The sequence below is a fragment of the Micromonospora sp. NPDC050187 genome (genome assembly GCF_044459745.1).
Lineage (GTDB): Bacteria > Actinomycetota > Actinomycetes > Mycobacteriales > Micromonosporaceae > Micromonospora.
Window position 1 is genome coordinate 1 of sequence record NZ_JBITJH010000009.1, and the last position, 18,955, is coordinate 18,955.

At 71.9% G+C, this 18,955-nt stretch carries 16 protein-coding genes and 1 pseudogene; 5 read left to right on the forward strand and 12 right to left on the reverse strand.

Annotated features, from left to right (window positions below; genetic code table 11):
• Window positions 1-95, forward strand: a pseudogene (locus ACIBJE_RS15960) (phytochelatin synthase); the annotation flags it as partial.
• 193 nt (window positions 96-288) lie between these two features.
• Here ACIBJE_RS15960 and ACIBJE_RS15965 read toward each other — a convergent pair.
• Entirely contained in the window at window positions 289-645 is a 357-nt protein-coding gene (locus ACIBJE_RS15965) for a glyoxalase (RefSeq protein WP_396748712.1), read from the reverse strand.
• Window positions 646-806: 161 nt separating this feature from the next.
• On the opposite strand from ACIBJE_RS15965, the gene ACIBJE_RS15970 reads away from it, so the two are divergent.
• Window positions 807-3,662, forward strand: coding sequence for an aconitate hydratase (locus ACIBJE_RS15970; RefSeq protein ID WP_396748714.1), 2,856 nt, complete (start codon window positions 807-809; stop codon window positions 3,660-3,662).
• A 104-nt stretch (window positions 3,663-3,766) separates the two neighbouring features.
• Here ACIBJE_RS15970 and ACIBJE_RS15975 read toward each other — a convergent pair whose 3' ends face one another.
• Window positions 3,767-5,755 (reverse strand): polysaccharide lyase family 1 protein, encoded by a 1,989-nt coding sequence (locus ACIBJE_RS15975; RefSeq protein WP_396748716.1) that lies wholly within the window; start codon window positions 5,753-5,755, stop codon window positions 3,767-3,769.
• Window positions 5,756-6,205: 450 nt separating this feature from the next.
• On the opposite strand from ACIBJE_RS15975, the gene ACIBJE_RS15980 reads away from it, so the two are divergent.
• Window positions 6,206-6,445 (forward strand): hypothetical protein, encoded by a 240-nt coding sequence (locus tag ACIBJE_RS15980; RefSeq protein WP_396748719.1) that lies wholly within the window; start codon window positions 6,206-6,208, stop codon window positions 6,443-6,445.
• A gap of 68 nt (window positions 6,446-6,513) precedes the next feature.
• Here the strand turns inward: ACIBJE_RS15980 and ACIBJE_RS15985 are convergent, their stop codons facing one another.
• From ACIBJE_RS15985 to ACIBJE_RS16020, 8 genes are all read right to left on the reverse strand, one after another.
• A complete protein-coding gene (locus ACIBJE_RS15985; protein WP_396748721.1) occupies window positions 6,514-7,110 on the reverse strand; it encodes a GTP-binding protein in 597 nt (198 codons plus the stop codon).
• On the reverse strand, window positions 7,091-7,477 hold the full coding sequence (locus ACIBJE_RS15990) for a DUF742 domain-containing protein (RefSeq protein WP_088983081.1): 387 nt from the start codon (window positions 7,475-7,477) through the stop codon (window positions 7,091-7,093). The genes ACIBJE_RS15985 and ACIBJE_RS15990 overlap by 20 nt, the downstream gene beginning before the upstream one ends.
• Before the next feature lie 6 nt (window positions 7,478-7,483).
• Window positions 7,484-7,909, reverse strand: coding sequence for a roadblock/LC7 domain-containing protein (locus tag ACIBJE_RS15995; protein WP_396748724.1), 426 nt, complete (start codon window positions 7,907-7,909; stop codon window positions 7,484-7,486).
• Between the two features lie 91 nt (window positions 7,910-8,000).
• The gene (locus tag ACIBJE_RS16000) at window positions 8,001-10,520 is read right to left on the reverse strand and encodes a nitrate- and nitrite sensing domain-containing protein (RefSeq protein ID WP_396748726.1); all 2,520 of its coding nucleotides are present in this window, start codon (window positions 10,518-10,520) and stop codon (window positions 8,001-8,003) included.
• A 98-nt stretch (window positions 10,521-10,618) separates the two neighbouring features.
• Complete coding sequence (locus ACIBJE_RS16005; protein ID WP_396748728.1) at window positions 10,619-12,235, reverse strand: prenyltransferase/squalene oxidase repeat-containing protein; 1,617 nt, start codon at window positions 12,233-12,235, stop codon at window positions 10,619-10,621.
• Between the two features lie 112 nt (window positions 12,236-12,347).
• Complete coding sequence (locus tag ACIBJE_RS16010; RefSeq protein ID WP_396748731.1) at window positions 12,348-13,238, reverse strand: terpene synthase family protein; 891 nt, start codon at window positions 13,236-13,238, stop codon at window positions 12,348-12,350.
• Between the two features lie 14 nt (window positions 13,239-13,252).
• Window positions 13,253-14,575, reverse strand: a complete 1,323-nt coding sequence (locus ACIBJE_RS16015) for a cytochrome P450 (RefSeq protein ID WP_396749244.1) — start codon at window positions 14,573-14,575, stop codon at window positions 13,253-13,255.
• Between the two features lie 225 nt (window positions 14,576-14,800).
• Complete coding sequence (locus ACIBJE_RS16020; RefSeq protein ID WP_396748733.1) at window positions 14,801-15,721, reverse strand: GNAT family N-acetyltransferase; 921 nt, start codon at window positions 15,719-15,721, stop codon at window positions 14,801-14,803.
• 77 nt (window positions 15,722-15,798) lie between these two features.
• On the opposite strand from ACIBJE_RS16020, the gene ACIBJE_RS16025 reads away from it, so the two are divergent.
• Complete coding sequence (locus tag ACIBJE_RS16025) at window positions 15,799-16,047, forward strand: DUF2630 family protein (protein ID WP_088983074.1); 249 nt, start codon at window positions 15,799-15,801, stop codon at window positions 16,045-16,047.
• A 126-nt stretch (window positions 16,048-16,173) separates the two neighbouring features.
• On the opposite strand, the gene ACIBJE_RS16030 is transcribed toward ACIBJE_RS16025, so the two are convergent.
• Both ACIBJE_RS16030 and ACIBJE_RS16035 read right to left on the reverse strand, forming a co-directional pair.
• Window positions 16,174-17,115, reverse strand: coding sequence for a serine protein kinase RIO (locus tag ACIBJE_RS16030; protein ID WP_396748736.1), 942 nt, complete (start codon window positions 17,113-17,115; stop codon window positions 16,174-16,176).
• A gap of 204 nt (window positions 17,116-17,319) precedes the next feature.
• Complete coding sequence (locus ACIBJE_RS16035; RefSeq protein WP_396748738.1) at window positions 17,320-18,171, reverse strand: carbon-nitrogen hydrolase family protein; 852 nt, start codon at window positions 18,169-18,171, stop codon at window positions 17,320-17,322.
• A 93-nt stretch (window positions 18,172-18,264) separates the two neighbouring features.
• Between ACIBJE_RS16035 and ACIBJE_RS16040 the strand changes: the two genes are divergently transcribed.
• The gene (locus ACIBJE_RS16040; RefSeq protein ID WP_088983071.1) at window positions 18,265-18,837 is read left to right on the forward strand and encodes a TetR/AcrR family transcriptional regulator; all 573 of its coding nucleotides are present in this window, start codon (window positions 18,265-18,267) and stop codon (window positions 18,835-18,837) included.
• Window positions 18,838-18,955 lie beyond the last annotated feature (118 nt).

Consider the following 18,955-nt stretch of genomic DNA (forward strand, 5'->3'; position numbering starts at 1 on the left):
AGATCGCCGACTCCGCCAACCCCAACCAGGCCAGCTACTGGATCACCACCGAAGCCCTCGCCGACTGGACCGCCACCCGCGGCTACTCCGCCTGACACACACCCACACCGAACGGGCCGGCCCCCACCAGGGGACCGGCCCGTCCGCGTGTCGGAGCCGTTCGGCCGGGGCTGGCACGGCCGGTCGTCGGGTCGGAGCCGTTCGGCCGGGCTGGGCACGGCCGGTCGTCGGGTTCGGGCGGGCGGCCCGCTCGGACGTCCCGCCGTCGTGGTGGGCGGCGGACTCCGGTCAGCCGAGCGGGGCCAGGAACTCCAGCCGGTTGCCGTGCACGTCCTCGGTGTGGAACCGCCGCATCCCCGGCAGTTCGTCGTCGCCCCAGGTCACCGGATGACCGGCGCCGGTGAGCCGGACGGCGAGCGCGTCCAGATCGGGCCGGAGCAGCGCCGGGTGCGCCTTGCGGGCCGGCCGGAAGTCGGCCTCGACGCCCAGGTGAAGCTCGGCGCCGTACCCGGTGAACCAGCAACCCCCACGAGCCGCGAGGGCCGGCGGTTTGGGTTTCTCGGTGAGGCCGAGCAACCCGACGTAGAACGCCCGGGAGGCGTCCTCGGACCCGCGCGGGCAGGCGAGCTGTACGTGGTGGATCATGGGTGCCACCTCCTCGTCCCAGAGCCTGACACCCGGTTGCACGAATAGCAAGACGGACGTACGGTTTTGTAGGACTGCGGAATCGCTGGTTAGTGTCGCCTAACCGGGGCGGCACCCCGACCGGTGCGACAGACTGCTCAGGACTACTCACGGTCGCTGGTGTGAAGGAGTACGACGTGGCGAGCCTCGACACCTTCGGTGCGAAGACCCAGCTACGCGTCGGAGACGCGAGCTACGAGATTTTCAAGATCAGCAAGGTGGAGGGCCACGAACGACTGCCCTACAGCCTGAAGATCCTGCTGGAGAACCTGCTGCGGACCGAGGACGGCGCGAACATCACCGCCGACCACATCCGCCAGCTCGGCGCGTGGGACGCCGCCGCCGACCCGAGCGTGGAGATCCAGTTCACCCCGGCCCGGGTGCTGATGCAGGACTTCACCGGCGTGCCCTGCGTGGTCGACCTGGCCACCATGCGTGAGGCCGTCCGCGATCTGGGCGGCGACCCGACCAAGGTGAACCCGCTCGCCCCGGCCGAGCTGGTCATCGACCACTCGGTCATCGCCGACCTGTTCGGCCGCGAGGACGCCTTCACCCGCAACGTCGAGCTGGAGTACGAGCGCAACAAGGAGCGCTACCAGTTCCTGCGCTGGGGCCAGACCGCGTTCAACGAGTTCAAGGTCGTCCCGCCGGGCACCGGCATCGTGCACCAGGTCAACATCGAGTACCTGGCCCGTACGATCATGGAGCGGGGCGGCCAGGCGTACCCGGACACCGTCGTCGGCACCGACTCGCACACCACCATGGTCAACGGCCTGGGTGTGCTGGGCTGGGGCGTCGGCGGCATCGAGGCCGAGGCCGCGATGCTGGGCCAGCCGGTCAGCATGCTCATCCCGCGCGTGGTCGGCTTCAAGCTCTCCGGCGAGATGCCGGCCGGCACCACCGCCACCGACCTGGTGCTGACCATCACCGAGATGCTGCGCAAGCACGGCGTGGTCGGCAAGTTCGTCGAGTTCTACGGTCCCGGCGTGAGCGCGGTGCCGCTGGCCAACCGGGCCACCATCGGCAACATGTCCCCGGAGTACGGCTCCACCGTGGCGATCTTCCCGATCGACGACGAGACCGTCCGCTACCTGGAGCTGACCGGCCGCGACCCGCAGCAGGTCGCGCTGGTCGAGGCGTACGCCAAGGAGCAGGGCCTCTGGCACGACCCGGCGGCCGAGCCGGAGTACTCGGAGCGCCTGGAGCTGGACCTGGGCACCATCGAGCCGTCCCTGGCCGGGCCGAAGCGCCCGCAGGACCGGGTGCCGCTGGGCAACGCCAAGACGCTGTTCCGCTCGGCGCTGACCGACTACGTGGCCGCCGACGAGACCGGCGGCGACGACCGGAAGCCCGGCGTCCCGCAGCAGGAGAAGCCGTTCGGCGTGCAGGGCCGCGCCGACGAGGCGAGCGCCGAGTCCTTCCCGGCCAGCGACTCGCCGGCCGTCGACGGGGCGAACGACCCGGCCGACGCCCCGCGTGAGCTGGTCAACGGCGCGGTCGGCTCGGGCGGTCGGGCCAGCAACCCGACCCGGGTGACCGGGGCCGACGGCACCGAGTTCGAGCTGGACCACGGCGCGGTGGTGATCGCCGCGATCACCTCCTGCACCAACACCTCCAACCCGCAGGTCATGATCGGCGCGGCGCTGCTGGCCCGCAACGCGGTGGAGAAGGGGCTCGCCCGCAAGCCCTGGGTGAAGACCACCCTGGCCCCCGGCTCCAAGGTCGTCATGGACTACTACGAGCGGGCCGGCCTCACGCCCTACCTGGAGAAGCTCGGCTTCCACCTGGTCGGCTACGGCTGCACCACCTGCATCGGCAACTCCGGCCCGCTGCCGGAGGAGATCTCCGCCGCCGTCAACGAGGCCGACCTCGCGGTCGTCTCGGTGCTCTCCGGCAACCGGAACTTCGAGGGCCGGATCAACCCGGACGTCAAGATGAACTACCTGGCGTCCCCGCCGCTGGTGGTCGCCTACGCCCTCGCCGGCACGATGGACATCGACCTGGCCAACGAGCCGATCGGCGAGGACAGCCAGGGCAACCCGGTCTACCTGCGGGAGATCTGGCCGAACACCGCCGAGATCCAGGACGTCATCGCCTCGGCGATCGGCGCGACCGGTTTCAGCGCGGCGTACGCGGACGTCTTCGCCGGTGACGAGCGGTGGCAGTCGCTGCCCACCCCGACCGGTGACACCTTCGCCTGGGCGGACGAGTCGACCTACGTCCGTAAGCCCCCGTACTTCGAGGGCATGGAGAAGGACCCGAAGCCGGTCGTCGACATCGACGGCGCGCGGGTGCTGGCCAAGCTGGGCGACTCGGTCACCACCGACCACATCTCCCCGGCCGGCTCGATCAAGGCCGACTCCCCCGCCGGCACGTACCTCGCCGAGCACGGCGTGCCGCGCCACGAGTTCAACTCGTACGGCTCGCGCCGGGGCAACCACGAGGTGATGATCCGGGGCACCTTCGCCAACATCCGGTTGCGCAACCAGCTCGTCCCGGGTGTCGAGGGTGGCGTCACGGTCAACCACCTGACCGGCGAGCAGTCCTCGATCTACGACGCGTCGGTGGCGTACCAGGAGGCGGGCGTTCCGCTGGTGGTCCTCGCCGGCAAGGAGTACGGTTCCGGGTCGTCCCGGGACTGGGCGGCCAAGGGCACCATGCTGCTCGGCGTCCGGGCGGTCATCGCCGAGTCGTACGAGCGGATCCACCGCTCGAACCTGATCGGCATGGGCGTGCTGCCGTTGCAGTTCCCGGCCGGCGAGACCGCCGACAGCCTGGGCCTCACCGGCACCGAGACCTTCTCGGTCGCCGGGGTGACCGCGCTGAACGACGGCGACACCCCGCGCACCGTGAAGGTCACCACCGACACCGGCGTGGAGTTCGACGCGGTGGTCCGGATCGACACCCCGGGCGAGGCGGACTACTACCGCCACGGCGGCATCCTCCAGTACGTGCTGCGGCGGATGATCGCCAGCTAGCTCGCACCGTTCCGTGGTAGCAGGGGTCCCCTGTTCATCGTTTCTGATGAACAGGGGACCCCTGCAGTGTCCGGGCAGTGTCCGGGGGAGGCGGTGCCGGCGGATCAGATCCGGCCCACGCCGGCCCCCGCGGTCACCAGGGCGGGCACGTTCGCCGCCGGATCGAGGGTGTACGGGTAGTACGTCCGCGGCTCGGTCACCGTGCCGGCGGTCTCCGGGGTGCCGGAGTTGACGAAGACGTTGTTGCGCTGCACCGCCCGGCCCGGACCGCTGTCGGCGTATCCGCTGGCCGAGTACATCGGGTGGGGCACGTCGCGGAAGTAGTTGCCCTCCACGACGACGCCGGCGTTCTCGGTGGAGGCGACCCCGTACAGCTCGTTGCCGAGGAAGTAGTTGTTGTAGACGTGCACCGGCTCGGCGAACCGGATCCGCGGGTGCCGCTGCCGGCTGTTGTCGAAGAAGTTGTGGTGGATGCTGACCTTCAGGTGCCCGATGTCGGTCGACCCGGACCCGTCGGAGTGACCGATCAGCATGCTCTTGTCGGAGTGGTCGAAGTGGTTCCAGGAGACGGTCACGTAGTCCGCGCCCCGGACCACGTCGACCGAGCCGTCCACCGCTCCGGCGAACCGGTTGTGGTCGATCCAGATGTGGTGCGAGTTCTGCCCGACGTTTATCGCGTCGTCCTCGGCATCGGTGAAGTTGATGTTCCGGACGATCACGTTGTACGACCGGTAGAAGTCCAGACCACCCCCGGTGATCTCGGCGTTCCCGACGCCGATGATGGTCTTGTTGGGGCGGACCCCCTGTTTGCTGCTGATCTGGATCCGGCCGGTGACCTGGATGATCATCGGCCCGACGGTGTCGATGTAGTCGAGGAAGTCGTTCGCGTTGGTCGCGGTGACCACCGGACCGCCGAGTCCGCCGGTGGTGCCGTTCTGGCCGAGGGCGTTGACGCTGGCGAAGCCGTCCGGCTGGGCGGTGATCCCCGGCCCTGCGGCGGAGGCCGCGTCGGCGGTCGGTGAGATCCGGCCGACCCCGGCGCCGGCCGGGACGATCGTCGGCACGTCGGCCGCCGGGTCCAGGGTGTACGGGTAGTACGTACGCGGGTCGGGCACGGTGCCCCGGGTCTCGATGGCGTGGTTGCAGGCGACCAGGATGTTGCCGCGCTGGACGATCCGGCCGAGGGGCCCGCTGAAGTCGACCCGGCCCGGGTTGTTCACGCTGTAGAAGTAGTTGTTCTCCATCAGTACGGCGGAGTCGTTGGTGGAGGCGACGCCGTAGCTGTTGTCGTAGTAGTAGTTGTTGTAGACGTGGGCCAGCGCGGAGAAGCGCACCCGGGGGTTCCGCTGGTCCGAGGCGTCGAAGTGGTTGTGGTGGTAGGTGACCCGCAGCCGTCCGACGTCCTGTGCCGCGTTGTCGTCGTCGTGGCCGAGCAGCAGCGTCTTGTCGTGGTCGTGGAAGTGGTTCCAGGAGACCGTGACGAAGTCGGAGCCGCGTTTGATGTCGACCGCGCCGTCGTCGCCGTTGGAGAACTCGTTGTGGTCGATCCAGATGTGGTGCGAGAACATCTGGACGTTGATCAGGTCGTCGGTCGCTCCGGTGAGGTGAACGTTCCGGATAATGATGTTGTGTACGGCGTTCGCCGGAGGCGAGGTGACGTCGTCGTCCACCGGGAGGCCGATGTTCAACCCGCCGCCGGAGAGGGTGGCGTTCGCGCCGAGCCCGACGATGGTCTTGTCGGAGGCGACGTCGTGCATCCCGTCGTTGGCGCCGGTGGGCAGGTTGATCGTCCCGGAGACCTGGACGACGTACGGCCCGGGGCGGGAGATGTAGTCCAGGAACTGGGCGGCGGTGGTGACGGTGACGACCGGCCCGCCGGCACCACCGGTGGTGCCGTTCTGGCCGAGGGCGTTGACGGTGGCGAACCCGTCGGGCGGGGCGGCGGCCAGCGCGACCGGGGTGCCGGCCGGGTCGGGGGCTGCCGTGGCCGGCTGCGGCAGGGCGGTGGCGGACAGGGTCAGCGCGGTGATCAGCCCGGCGGCGGCGTGCTGCCGCCATCGGGCCGGGCGGGGCGGTGGGTTGGTGGTGGTCACGGGGTTCCGCCTTTCGTAGGGCGGACGACCAGGCGGGCTGGACGCGCGGGGACGGCGGGGACGCGCCGCCGGGCGGTCCGGGACGGAACGATCGGTTGCGGGCCTGGCGATCCGGCAGGTGGGGACCTACGATCTGGAAAGCGCTTTCCCCGCTCATGCTAGGAACGCACATCGCCTGATGTCAATAAATAGCCGCCGATGTCCGGCCACCCCGGCGGCACCGCACTCGCCTCGCTGCCCTCGTCGAAGACGACGAGGATCGGACCCACCGGCCACCCGGATCCCGCAGAGGGCGGCACTCCCGGCAGGCACGGGCACCCCTTCCCCGCCCGACCGCGACAACACCCGACCGCGACACCGTCCGGCGACATCCACCCCCGGGCTGCGATTCGCCGACGTGAATGCGAAAACCCGCCCGAAAGCACCTTCACAGAGAGCGCCTCGGCGTACGTGAACACCTGCTTCGCCTTCGCCAACGGCACGCCGCTGGGCTCGGTGCTGCTCGACCCCGGCCCGCTCCGCGACCGGGTGACCGACTTCGCCGCCCGGTGCCTGGACACGCTCGAACTGGTGGACGGTCCGTTCCACCTGGAGCTGTTCCACACCCCCGGCGACGAACTGGCTTCCACGGCCCCGACGAGGTCACGGTACGGCGCGACGTGCGCAGGACCATCGAGTGCTACCGGTTGACGACCGTGCCCGCCGGATGAACCCCGGATCCGCCCTCCGTCGTGGCGCCGCCGTTCCCGGTCCTGCGGTCACCCTGCGGCGCTGCGCGCGGCCCGCGTCTTCATGGCGTGCTCCAGCAGGGTGATGAGCACCTCCTTGCTGGACTGGCGCTGCCGGGCGTCGCAGAGCAGCACCGGCACGTCCGGGTCCAGGTTGAGCGCCGCCTGCATCTCGTCGAGCCGGTACCGCCGGGCGCCCTCGAAGCAGTTCACCGCCACCACGAACGGGGTGCCCCGCCCCTCGAAGTAGTCGATCGAGGGGAAGCAGTCGGCCAGGCGGCGGGTGTCGGCGAGGACCACCGCACCGATCGCCCCGAGCGCCAGTTCGTCCCAGACAAACCAGAACCGGTCCTGGCCCGGTGTGCCGAAGAGGTAGAGCACCAGGTCGTCGCTGATGGTGATCCGGCCGAAGTCCATCGCCACGGTGGTGGTCACCTTGTCCTCCACCCCGGACAGGTCGTCGACCCCACAGCTCGACTCGGTGATCACCTCCTCCGTCCGCAGCGGGCGGGTCTCGCTCACCGCGCCGACCATGGTCGTCTTGCCAACGCCGAAACCACCCGCGATCAAGATCTTGATCGCGGTGGGCACCGTTCCCGCCGGCTGCTCAGAGTGCCCGTAGTCCATTGATAACCGCCTCGAAAATACTGTCGTCGGGAAGGCCGCCGGTGGCCCGCGGCTCACGGACCTGCACCAGCTCGCGGGCCACCAGGTCACCCAGGAGCACCCGGATGGTGCCCACCGGCAGGTCGAGATGCGCCGCTATCTCCGCGACGGACTGCATCCGTTGACAGAGCCCGACGATGGCGAGGTGCTCCGGCCCGAGACCCGCCTCCGGCGTGACATCCGACTGGATCGCCGTCACGAGGGAGATCAGGTCGAACGTGCCGGTGACCGGCCGGGCCCGTCCACGGGTCACCGCGTACGGCCGCACCACCGGTCCCGCGTGGTCGTCCACCCACTGCTCTTCCATCGGCCCCCCGGTAACGGTCATCACGGGCTACTTCTCGGCGACGGCCGACTGCTCCGGCGACCGGGACGGCGAGGCCACGTACTTGCCGACCCGGGTCACCAGCATCGCCATCTCGTACGCGATCAGCCCCACGTCGGCGTCCTCCGAAGCGAGCACGGCGAGACAGGCGTTGCGCCCGGCCGCCGTGACGAACAGGAACGACGACTGCATCTCGATGATGGTCTGCTGCACCTGCCCGCCACCGAACCGCTTGCCCGCCCCCCGGGCCAGGCTCTGGATGCCGGCCGCCATCGCCGCCAGGTGCTCGCCGTCGTCCCGGCTCAGACCCCGGGACGAGGCCATCATGAGGCCGTCCGTGGAGAGAGCGATTGCGTGTTCGGCCTGCTTCACCCGGCCGATGAGATCATCCAACAACCACGTCAGGTCGGCACTCGAAGCCGTCTTCTGCGCCACTCGTCGTCCTCTTCTCAACCCGGCTGGTCGCCGTGCTCGTCTGGGCTCACTCCAGGGACGGTGGACGGGATCACCCGCCACCGTGCCCCGCTCACGTCGCTTGCCGATCCTGGTCGTCCGGCGTCTCCGTCTGTTCCGGACCACGGGCCGGGCCGCCCAGCAGCCGGGCCGCGTCGGTGCGGCCCCGCTGGGTGCCGGTCTGGTACGAACTCATCATCCGTCGGACCTGCTCGGGCGGGCGGACCGCCTCGTCGTCGTCCGGGGTGTCCACGGCGGACGTCTCGTCCCGCAGTTCGGGCGCGAGGTTCGCCTGGCGGACGCGCATCGGCAGGCCGGACTCCGTGCGGGGCGGTTCCTCGGCCGGGCACGGGGCCGGGCCGCCGTGCTCCACCTTGCGCTCGGGCTCGGTGCGCGGGGTGGCCACCGGCAGGCCGGTCGGGAAGGTGGGACCGTCCAGGGCCGACTGCTCCGACCAGCGCCGGGCCCGGGTCGGCAGGCCGGCTCCGTCCTCGGCCGGCGTGTCCTGCGGTGCCCGGGGGCGCTCCAGCGTCGTCCGTACCCGGGTGGGAAGCTGGTGCGGCTCGTCGCCGTCGGTGCTCCCGGGCTCCCGGCGCGGCGCCTCCGGCTTCGCCAGCGCCACGGCCGGACGCGGACCGGGCTGCTCGGTGCCGGTCACGGCCGGCGGCTCCACCCCACCGGCACGGGGGGCACCCGGCCCACCCGGCTCCTCCTCGCCGGCGGTGACCAGATCCAGCGGGATCAGCACGACCGCGGTGGTGCCACCGTACGGGGACTCCTTCAGGTGCACCCGGATCCCGTGCCGCTCGGTCAGCCGGCTGACCACGTATAGGCCGAGCCGGGTGGCGTTGGCGAGGTTCAGCTCCGACCGGTCGACGATGCGCTCGTTGGCGGCGGTGAGGTCCTCCTCGCTCATGCCCAGGCCGCGGTCCTCGATCTCGAGGGCGAACCCGTTGGCCACCAGCTGCCCCCGCACCTCCACCGTGGTGTGCGGCGGCGAGAACGAGAGCCCGTTCTCGATCAGCTCGGCGAGCAGGTGGATGATGTCGCCCACCGCGCGACCGGCCAGCGAGACCGGCCCGAGCGGCAGCACGTTGACCCGGGTGTAGTCCTCCACCTCGGCCACCGCGCCCCGGACCACGTCGACCATCGGGACGTTGCGCCGCCACGCCCGGCCCGGGGTGGAGCCGGAGAGGACGATCAGGTTCTCCGCGTTGCGCCGCATCCGGGTGGCCAGGTGGTCGACCCGGAACAGGTCCTCCAGCTCCTCGGCGTCGTTCTCCCGCCGTTCCATCGCGTCGAGCAGGGTGAGCTGCCGGTGCACCAGGGCCTGGGTCCGCCGGGCCAGGCTGAGGAAGACGTCACGGACGTTGCGCCGCAGGTCGGCCTGCTCGACGGCGGTGCGGATCGCGGTCTCCTGCACGACGTTGAAGGCCTCGCCCACCTGCCCGATCTCGTCGTCACCGAACTCGAGCGGGGGCGCCTCGGCGGCCACGTCGACCTCCTCGCCCCGGCCGAGCCGCTCGACCACGTTCGGCAGTTGCTCCCGGGCGAGCTGGAACGCGGCCTCCCGCAGGCGCTCCAGCTGCCGCAGCAGCGCCCGGGCGGTGGTGATCGAGACGATGATCGAGGCGACGACGGCGAGCAGGCCCAGACCGGTGACCAGCACCAGTCGGGTGATGACTCCGACGGCGACCGGCGTGGCCCGATCCACCACGTCGTCACCGCCGGCGCCCACGACGTCGTTGAGCTGCTGCAACGTCGGGTCGACCGCGCTCCGCCAGGCGTCCAGTTCGACCGGCGGGCGGGACTCGGCGTTGCGGGCCTGGATGACCTGGTCCTCCAGGGTGTGCAGGCGCTGGTAGGCCTCCCCCTGGGACATCTGCTGGTAGCGGTTGCGGTCCGCCACGGGCAGCGCGCTGATGGTGCTGGCGGCGATGTAGCGCTGGGCGCCGACGAGCTGCGCGAACTGCGCCTGCTCGGTCGCGGTGATCCGGCCGGCGGCGAGGGCGCCGTGCAGCAGCGCGTCCTCCTGGGACAGCAGTTCCCGGGCCCGGTTGAGCTCGATCAGGGCGGCCGTGTCGTGGGCGACCTGCCGGTCGTCGAGACCACCCAGCTCGTCGTAGAGGCGGAACATCGCGTCGACCACCTCCACGTAGGAGGTCAGCGCCGTCGTCCGGTCGATGCTCTTGTCGTCGATCTCCGTGCGGGTCCGGGAGAGTCCCTCCAGACCGGTGAGCACGTCGTCGATCGCCCGCTCGACCTCGGTGCTCGCCGGGATCTCGGTCCGCCAGTTGACCGCGGACTCCTCGAACGCGCGGGCCAGTTCGTCGGTGCGTTCCCGCTCGCCCCGCAGCGCCTCCAGCTGCCCGGCCTCCGGCCGTCCCAGGTAGGCCAGAGAGAGTCGACGCTCCTTCTGCAACTGCAGCAACAGCGGTTCGCTGGGCGCGAAGACCCGGGCGTTGAGGGTCTGGACCCCGAGCAGGTTGAAGCCGTCCCCGACGGTCACCCACGCCGCGAAGGCCCAGAGCGCGACGAGCGACGCGAGCAGTGCGACGACTTTCGTACGGAGATTCGTACTGCGGGAACCCATTACACCGTCCTGGCCGGGGATTCGATTGACGTGCCCGAGCGTGGGCGGTCGACGTACCGATCGACCCCGGCGCACGCTAGCAGCGTCGGGAGGTTCACTCAAGCGATCCTGATCATGGCGCTACGGGGAGAGGTGGCCGCCTCGACCGGTTCCGGACCGACCCACCTGCGCCCCCACCAGGTAACCCCGAGCACCGCCGCGCGGACGATCAGTGACGGACGATACAGGTCCTTGTCGTGCCAGAGCGCCGGTTCACCGTCGGAAACGGCCATTGTGGTCAACCACCGCCAACCCCGGGCGACCGCCTCGGCACACTGGTCGGACGAGGTCGACCCGGCGGCAAGCAGCACCTGGAGCGCGTACGCGGTCTCCTCGGCGGTGCCGCCCCAGCGGCCCCAGGATCCGTCCGGGTGCTGCCCGGCCAGCACCCAGTGCACCGCCCGCCGCACGACCGGCTCCACCGCCGCGCCGACGCCGTACCCGTGCAGGGCGAGCACCGCGCAGCCCGTGGCGTAGTACGGCGAGGCATGCCAGCGGTCGGAACTCCACGAGCCCTCCGGTGCCTGCCGGTCGGCCAGCCAGGTGGTCAGCCGACGCACCACGGAGGCGAGTTGCCGGGACCGCTCGCCGGTGTGCCGCCAGTGCCAGCCGAAGGCGTCCAGCACGTGCGCGTTCGTGGTGATGGAGGCACCGTCCTCCTTCGGCCAGGTGCAGAAGTGCTCCCCGGTGTCGAAGGACCAGAGACTCGACGGGTCGACCGGGTGTCCGGCGCGGGCGAGCGCGTAGAGCGTCACCGAGGTGGTGTCGGCGTCCACGGGCAGACCGGGGGCGGTGGCGGTGCCGGCCGGGCCCAGGGTGTCCAGCAGGCTGGCCAGCACCAGCGGCGGCACGGTCAGCGGCACCCCGGCCCTCGACAGCGTGCTGAGCACCCAGGACCGTTCGAAGACGCTGATCGGGCTGGTGCACGGCACCGGCCCGCCGTGCTGCCGGACCACCCCCTCCAGGTACGCCCGCGCGGTCGAGGTGGTGGCGTCGGGGACGCCGAGCCAGGCGGCCGTCGCCGCGGGTGACGCGCCCACCGTGCCCGGTCCGACCGGGACGACCCCGGCCGCCCGGCACGCCGCCGGCCCGGTGACCTCCAGCGCGTGCATCAGCTTGTCGGGCAGCGGGTGGCCCGACGCCAGGGCCGCGCGGACCCGGGCCAGCCGGGTGGGCGCCATGCCCGGCGGCAACGGCAGCCGGGGCGCGACCCGCCACCGCTCCAGCCCGGCCACCGGGTCGTCGCGCATCGCGTCCAGGTGGACGGTGAGCGCCTCCACCAGGGCCGGGACGATCAGGTCGATGGCCGGCATGTCCGGCAGGTCCGACGCGGGAACGACGGCGAGCCGCTCACCGAGGACGGACAGTCCCCGGTCGACGGCGGCGACCGCGTCCCGACGGAGTGCCGGGACCTCGGCCAGGTCGCCCCGGCGCAGCGCGGCGAGCAGTCCCTCGGTGGCGCTGAGCGTCGGCACCAGCCCGTAGCCGCCGGGGCCGCCCCAGCCGCCCCTCTGGTGTTCCGCGTCGAGCAGGTAGCGGATCCGCTCGGCGTGCAGCGTCAGCCACGGCGACAGGCTCACCAGGCGGCCCGTCTCGTACACCGACACCGACGACTGCCCCGTCGGTGTCGCCGTCATCTCCCCGACCAGGTCCCGGGCGGCCGCGAGGACACTCACCGGACTCGCCCGCTGCTCGCGACTGCGGGGCTCCGCTCCGCTGCACTCCTCGCGCTCACCGAACCACCACTGTTCGCGACTGCGGGGCTCCGCTCCGCTGCACTCCTCACGCTCACCGGGCCCCCCAGAAGTCCGTGGAACGGTAGAAGCCGCTGCTGAAGCCGACCTGCCGGGCCAGGTATGTCGCCGGGCGGGGGCAGTCGGCCGCCAGTTCGGCCAGCAACTCCTGGCAGCGTCCGGTGAGGACGTGGACCCGCTGCTCGACCTCGGTCCGGTCGGGCACCAGCATGATCGCGTTCAGGTCGCCCCACTCCAGGTCCCGCTGGTACGTGCCGAGGTCGTTGACCAGCCGCAGCACCCGCTGTACCTCGTCGCTGGCCTCGACCAGGCGAGGCAGCGCCCGGTGGGTCTCCTCGTCGCCGGTGTGGATCCAATGCGCCACGTTGACCACCGTGCAGGCCAGGTTGTCGGCGTTGGCGAGATACTCCCCGAAGGTCGGCAGCGTCCCGGTGAGGTCCCGCCGGGCCGCCCGCCACTCCCACTCGACCGCCATCGCGGCCAGCGTCCGGTGGACCGCCGCCCGCCACACGTCGCGCAGGCGCGGGTAGGCCGGCACGGCGGCCAGATCGGCGCAGAGTTCGGCGAAGAACCGCGCGAACGGGTCGTCCGGCGCCGGGGTGGCACCGTCGACCACCGCGAGGCTGGTCTCGATCAGACGGTCGATCTCCGTCCGGGACTTCGCCAGGTAGTCCACCTGCCAGTCGAGGGCGAACCCCCACAACACGGCGCGGTTCGTGACCCGCAGTTCCGCCACATCCGACCACGGCGCGCTGAACGCCATGGCCATCGCGATGTTGCCGAACAGGGCACCGTCGAAGGGTGCACCGGAGAACAGTTCCGGGTGCCCGGCGGCGCATTTCTGCAGGTCGCGCTGCCCCCGGGCGGCCAGGGCACAGATCCGGCCCTGCTCGACGGCGTCCGAGGCTTGGGCGTTGAGGTCCATTCCGTCCGTTCCGCTCAGGCGACGGCCGAGGGCGCCGCACCGGTGAGGGTCAGTTCCACCCGGCGGCGGGGCCGCAACGCGGCCGCCAGCCGCAGCCCGGGCACCCCGGGCTGCCGGAGTTGGAAGCGGTACCGGCTCAGCATCGTGGCGACGATGAGCTGCGCCTCCAAGTAGAAGAGGTACATGCCGAGGCACTGGTGCGGGCCCCCGCCGAAGGGGAAGTGGGCGTAGCGGTGCCGGGCCCGGACCGGCTCGGGGCGGAACCGCTCCGGGTCGAACTCGTCGGGCCGGTCCCAGAACGCCGCCATCCGTTGGGTGATCAGCGGGCTGGCCACCACGGTCGCACCGGCCTCGATCTCCACTCCGCCGATGACGTCGGCGGCGACCGCGCGGCGGGGGATCAGCCACCCGATCGGGTACAGGCGCAGCAACTCGTCGAGGACCATCCGGGTGTAGCGCAGCTCGCCGAGGTGCTCCCGGCGGACCGGCTCGTCGCCCACCACCCGGTTGATCTCCTCGTAGAGCCGGTCGGCGACCTCGGGGTGCTCGTCGAGGTGCGGCCAGAGCCAGGTCAGCACGTTGATGGTGGTCTCGGTCGTGGCCGCGAACATCGCCACCGTGTCGTTGCGGACCTGCCGCTCGTCGAGCTGTCGGCCGTCGTCGGTGCGCGCCCGCCACAGCGTGGAGATGACGTCGTCGCCCTCCTCCGCCGTGGCCCGGGATTCCCGCACGATGGGTACGAGCACCTCGTCGACGACCCGGACCGCCCGGCGGAAGGTCCGGTCGCCGGGCATGGGCAGCGACAGCGGCGCGAAGGGCACCACGATCCGGGGGATCACCGCGCTGGCGATGGCGTCCTGCGCGTCGACGACCCGCATCGCGTCGGGCACCGAGATCTTGTCGGCGAAGAGCACCTTCATGATCGCCCGACAGACGATCCGGGCCTGCTCTTCGCCGATGTCGACCGGCCGTCCGGCCCGGGACGGGCTGTCCAGCTCGTCGACGGCGGCGGAGATCGCCTCGGCCATCCCGTCGATCATCGACTCGACCCGTTTGGCGGTGAACATCGGCTGGAGCATGCGACGGCTGGCCGACCAGATCTGCCCCTCGCCGAGGATCCCCTCCCCGAAGAGCCGCTTGACCGGCCGCCAGAACAGCCCGTCGCCGGCCCGCTCGTAGTTCTCCGCCCGCTCGCGGAGCACGTGCTGGACGTGGTCGGGATGGGTGACGAGATACGGGCGGAACGAGCCCAGGTTGATGCGGGCGAGCCGGCCTCCGGTCCGGTTGCCCGCCTCGATGAGCGCGCGGGCCGGATCACGGACCAGGGCGGGCAGCATCCGGCGCAGGGGGACCCTCGCGGGACGACTGGCATGCGCCGGGAAGGGGTGCGGCGTTCCCACCTTTTGGGCTCCTCCCGGTATCACCGCTGAGTCGCGGGACCGTCATTGCGAGTCACACAACCCGCTGAGCATGCCACCACGATGTCCGGTTCACCAGACGGGGGGCGAGAAATTTTCGTTGACAACATTTGCAGCGTCCAGAAAGGACGATCGTGCAGGTCGTCAGCGGAACAGCGTCCGCCGGTACCGCCACTCGGCGCCGACGGGGACGTACCCGAGCCGACGGTTGATCGTCAGCATCGCCTCGTTCCCCGCGTCGTTGCTGGTCAGCGCGGTCGTGAACCCCGCCTCGGCGGCCCGGTGCAGCGCGCTGCGCTTGACCACGCCGGCCAGCCCCCGCCCCCGGTACGACCGCCGGACGCCGGTCATCCCCGACTGGTAGCGATCTGAGCCATCAGTCAGCACAAAGGTGAACGCCGCCACCACCCCGTCACAGACCGCGACGGTCGTCAGTGTCCGGTCCAGGTCCGGACGGTCCCAGTAGGTGGTCCGCCAGTCGGCGAAGCCGGTCACGTCCATGCCCACGTCCCCCGGCTCGTCCCGGGAGGCGTCCAGGTCGGCCTCGTACAGCGGGCGCGGATCCGCGGCGAGCGTGGCCGCGGTGGTGATCCGCACCCCGGGCGGGGCCGGCACCGGGGGCAGCACCCCGGTGGTCAAATCCATCCGCAGGTGGCTGGTGCTCCGGCCGCGCTGGTAGCCGTGCCGCTCGGCGAAGCCCACCGCCGCCGGCTCGTCGGCCACCTTCGTGTACGCCACCCGCGCGCCGATCGCCCGCAGCCGCTGCTCGGCGGTGGCGAGCAGGGCGGAACCCACTCCCCCGCCCCGTCGCTCCGGCAGCACGTTCAGGTTGGCGTAGCCGAGCCCCGGCTCGGCGCTCTCGTGCAGCAGACCGGTCCGGGCGACCCCGACCACCTCGCCGTCGATCTCGGCGAGCAGCATCCGGTGCCGGGCGGCCGGCGCCCCGTGAGTCGACTGCCAGCGCAGCGCCTCCGCGCTGAACACCCAGTACGGCGCGGCGACCCGGAGCACCGCGGCCACCGCGGAAGCGTCCTCGGGCCGGAACCGGCGGATGGTGACGGTCATCGGCCAGCAACCTACCGAACCCTCGAAGACGCGCGGGAAGCCGGGCGGGGCCGGGCGGCCTGTGCCACGCTCGACACATGGACGACAAGACCATCCTGAACCGCATCGCCGAGCTGGTCGACGAGGAGCACCGGCTCCGGGCTGACGCGCAGTCCGCGCAGGCCGGCACCGATGACGACGCCCGCGCGCGGCTGCGTGAACTGGAGGAGGGGCTGGACCAGTGCTGGGATCTGCTCCGTCGCCGCCGGGCGGCCCGGCAGAACCACAACGACCCGGAGAGCCAGGGTGTCCGACCGGTCCCGGAGGTCGAACGCTACCTCCAGTGACCCGGCCCCGCTCCCGCCTCCCCGGCGAGGTGGTGGTGGAGCCCGCCGCGGCGCGCGGACGACCCTCGCGGCCGGCGGCGCGGGCCGGACCCGCCCAGTCAAGACGGGTCCGGCCCGGTCAGCCCGTCAGCGAAGTCCGGCCTCGCGCAGCAGTTGCCCGGTGAGCGCGGCCGGGTCGACCAGGTCGGCCGGCAGTCCCCGGGCGGCGAACCAGGTGGCCACCACCCGGACGTCCCGGGCGAGGAACTCCGCGCCCTGCGGGTTGGCCACCACGTCGACGGCCTGGGGCAGGTCGATGAGGACCAGCCGACCGTCGTGCACCAGGAGGTTGTACGGCGACAGGTCGCCGTGGGCGTGACCGGTGCGGGCCAGCACGACCAGGACGTCCACCAACTGTTCCCAGAGGCCGCGCAGCTCGTCCGGCTCGGGCCGCAACTGGGCGAGCCGGGGCGCGGCCTGTCCCTCGTCGGCGTCGCCGATGAACTCCAGCATCAGCTCGGTGCCGATCAGTTGCACCGGGTACGGCACCGCGACCGTACCGAGGGCGACCCCGATCTCCCAGAGCCGGGAGAGTACGGCGAACTCGGCTGCCGCCCACTGCCCGGCGATCATCTGCCGGCCGAAGGAGGTACGGCCGGCCATCGCCCGGGTCTCCCGGGAGCGCCGCACCCGGCGGCCCTCCAGGTAGCCGGCGTCCCGGTGGAACAGCCGGTGCTCCGGGGCCCGGTAGCGTTTGACCGCCAGCAGACAGGACCGGTCGGTGTCGGGCACCGCACGCCGGACGAGGTGGACGTCCGCCTCCTTGCCGGTCTTCAGCACCCCCAGCTCGGTGTCCTGGGCGGCGAGTTCGGTGACCACCCAGTCCGGGTACGGCTCGGGGCCGGGGGTCGCCTGGTCCCAGGTCGACCAGCGGTCACCGACCAGTGGATGGTCGGGGTCCCCGTCGTCCTCGACGGGGGTCGGCCGGGGCTGCCGGCCCTGCTTCAGGAACTGTGGTTCGTCGTCGTCGAAGCGGCGCTTGCCGCGCGGTCGGCGCTCACGCGCCGACGGGAAGTCGTTCTCACGCACTGGGTCGGTGATCCCTTGGTCGAGGCTGATGGAGGCAGGTGGATGGACCCTGCGAAGACGGCCATGACCGACCCCCTCTCCTCGACCCGGGCGACGCCCGGAGTGCGCTCTGCGCGGACCATGTTCGCCACCGGCCGTCCGACCCGCAACCGATTTACGGCTGCCGCAAGGACCGCAGTGTCCCGGGCCGGCCCGGCCGTGGCCTCAGCCGGTGACCCGGATCCGCTCGGGCCCCTGGTCGGGCAACCGGTCGGCGAGCATCGGGTGGTCGGCGCGGGTCCGGGCCAACTGCTCCGGGTCGAGCGTCGCGACCAGCACGTCCTCCCCGGTGTCCGCCCCGCGCACCAGGCACCGCCCCTCCGGGTCGTACACCGCCGCCCCGCCGTTGAACCGCCACGGGGCGACACCGTCGACGGAGTTGGCGAAGACGACGTACATCGTGTTGTCCAGCGCCCGGGCCGCGTAGTAGACGTCCCGTCGATGCGCGGACCCGACCACGTAGCCGCTCGGGCAGAGGTAGCCGTGTGCGCCGTCGTCCGCTGCGGCGCGACCGTGCTCCGGGAAGCAGCCGTCGTAGCAGATGCCGAGGCCGAACCGCCAGTCGTCGACCTCCAGCGTCGCCCCGCGCCGGCCCGGGGTGAACAGCTTCCGCTCCTCGCTCCAGAGCTGCTGCTTGTCGTAGCCGACGCGGACCGTCCCGGTCCGGTCGACGACCAGGGCGGAGATGGTCCGTCGCCGGTCCGGGTGCCGGACCGCCGCGCCGATGACCACCACGGTGCGCGTGTCCCGGGCCACCACCCGCACCGGGTCGAGCCGGGGATCGGCGACCAGGGCCTCCGCATCGGCCGCGACGTCGGTGCCGGCCGGGTCGGCGCCGAGGATCGGTGGATGGTACGCCGAGAGGAACAGCTCGGGCAGGACCACCAGCCGGGCGGCGGAGTCGACCGCCCGGCGCACCAGCCGGGCGGCGCTCGACGCGTTACCGGCCACGTCACCCGGTACGGGGTCGGCCTGGACGGCGGCCACGGTCACCGTGGCGGAGGGCAGGGACGTCATCCCGCGATCGTAGGGCGCATCCCCACGACCGGACAGGGTCGCAAGCCGTACGTACGGTTTGCATCAGACCGGGACACCTGGAACGATCGCAACGTGCCCAGAGTAAGCCAGGACCAGCTCGACGCGCGCCGCCAGGAGATCCTCGCCGCCGCGCGGGCCTGCTTCGCCCGGCACGGCTACGAGGGAGCCACCGTCCGCCGGCTGGAGGAGGCGACCGGCCTCTCCCGGGGCGCGATCTTCCACCACTTCCGGGACAAGGACTCCCTCTTCCTCGCCGTCGCCGAGGACGACGCGGCGGCGATGGTGGAGACGGTGGCCCGCAACGGCCTGGTGCAGGTCATGCGGGACCTGCTCGCCCGCGCGATGTCACCGGACACCACCGGCTGGCTCGGCAGCCAGCTGGAGGTCTCCCGCCGGCTGCGGACCGACCCCTCCTTCGCCCGCCGCTGGGCCGAGCGGTCCGCCGCCATCGCCGAGGCCACCCGGGAACGGCTGGCCCGCCAGCGCGAGGCCGGCGTGCTCCGCGAGGACGTGCCGATCGACGTGCTCGCGCGCTTCCTCGAACTGGCCTACGACGGCCTGGTCCTGCACCTGGCGATGGGCCGCCCGGCCGGTGACCTCGGCCCGGTGCTCGACCTGGTCGAGGAGGCGGTTCGCCGCCGCTGACCGCCCCGGCGCTCCCGCACGACACCCCCACGGCCCGCCCGGCGCTTCCGCACGACACCCCACGGCCCGCCCGGCGCACCGTCGCGCCCGGCGGCGGGATCACCCGGAGCAACGCAGC

What these genes read in the sequence shown, in the direction of transcription:
- ACIBJE_RS16000 (WP_396748726.1), bottom strand. Translation starts at nt 10,520, where the DNA reads ATGGGTTCCCGCAGTACGAATCTCCGTACGAAAGTCGTCGCACTGCTC.
- ACIBJE_RS15990 (WP_088983081.1), bottom strand. Translation starts at nt 7,477, where the DNA reads ATGACCGTTACCGGGGGGCCGATGGAAGAGCAGTGGGTGGACGACCAC.
- ACIBJE_RS16020 (WP_396748733.1), bottom strand. Translation starts at nt 15,721, where the DNA reads ATGACCGTCACCATCCGCCGGTTCCGGCCCGAGGACGCTTCCGCGGTG.
- ACIBJE_RS15965 (WP_396748712.1), bottom strand. Translation starts at nt 645, where the DNA reads ATGATCCACCACGTACAGCTCGCCTGCCCGCGCGGGTCCGAGGACGCC.
- ACIBJE_RS16010 (WP_396748731.1), bottom strand. Translation starts at nt 13,238, where the DNA reads ATGGACCTCAACGCCCAAGCCTCGGACGCCGTCGAGCAGGGCCGGATC.
- ACIBJE_RS16015 (WP_396749244.1), bottom strand. Translation starts at nt 14,575, where the DNA reads ATGCTGCCCGCCCTGGTCCGTGATCCGGCCCGCGCGCTCATCGAGGCG.
- ACIBJE_RS16035 (WP_396748738.1), bottom strand. Translation starts at nt 18,171, where the DNA reads ATGACGTCCCTGCCCTCCGCCACGGTGACCGTGGCCGCCGTCCAGGCC.
- ACIBJE_RS15985 (WP_396748721.1), bottom strand. Translation starts at nt 7,110, where the DNA reads ATGGACTACGGGCACTCTGAGCAGCCGGCGGGAACGGTGCCCACCGCG.
- ACIBJE_RS16025 (WP_088983074.1), top strand. Translation starts at nt 15,799, where the DNA reads ATGGACGACAAGACCATCCTGAACCGCATCGCCGAGCTGGTCGACGAG.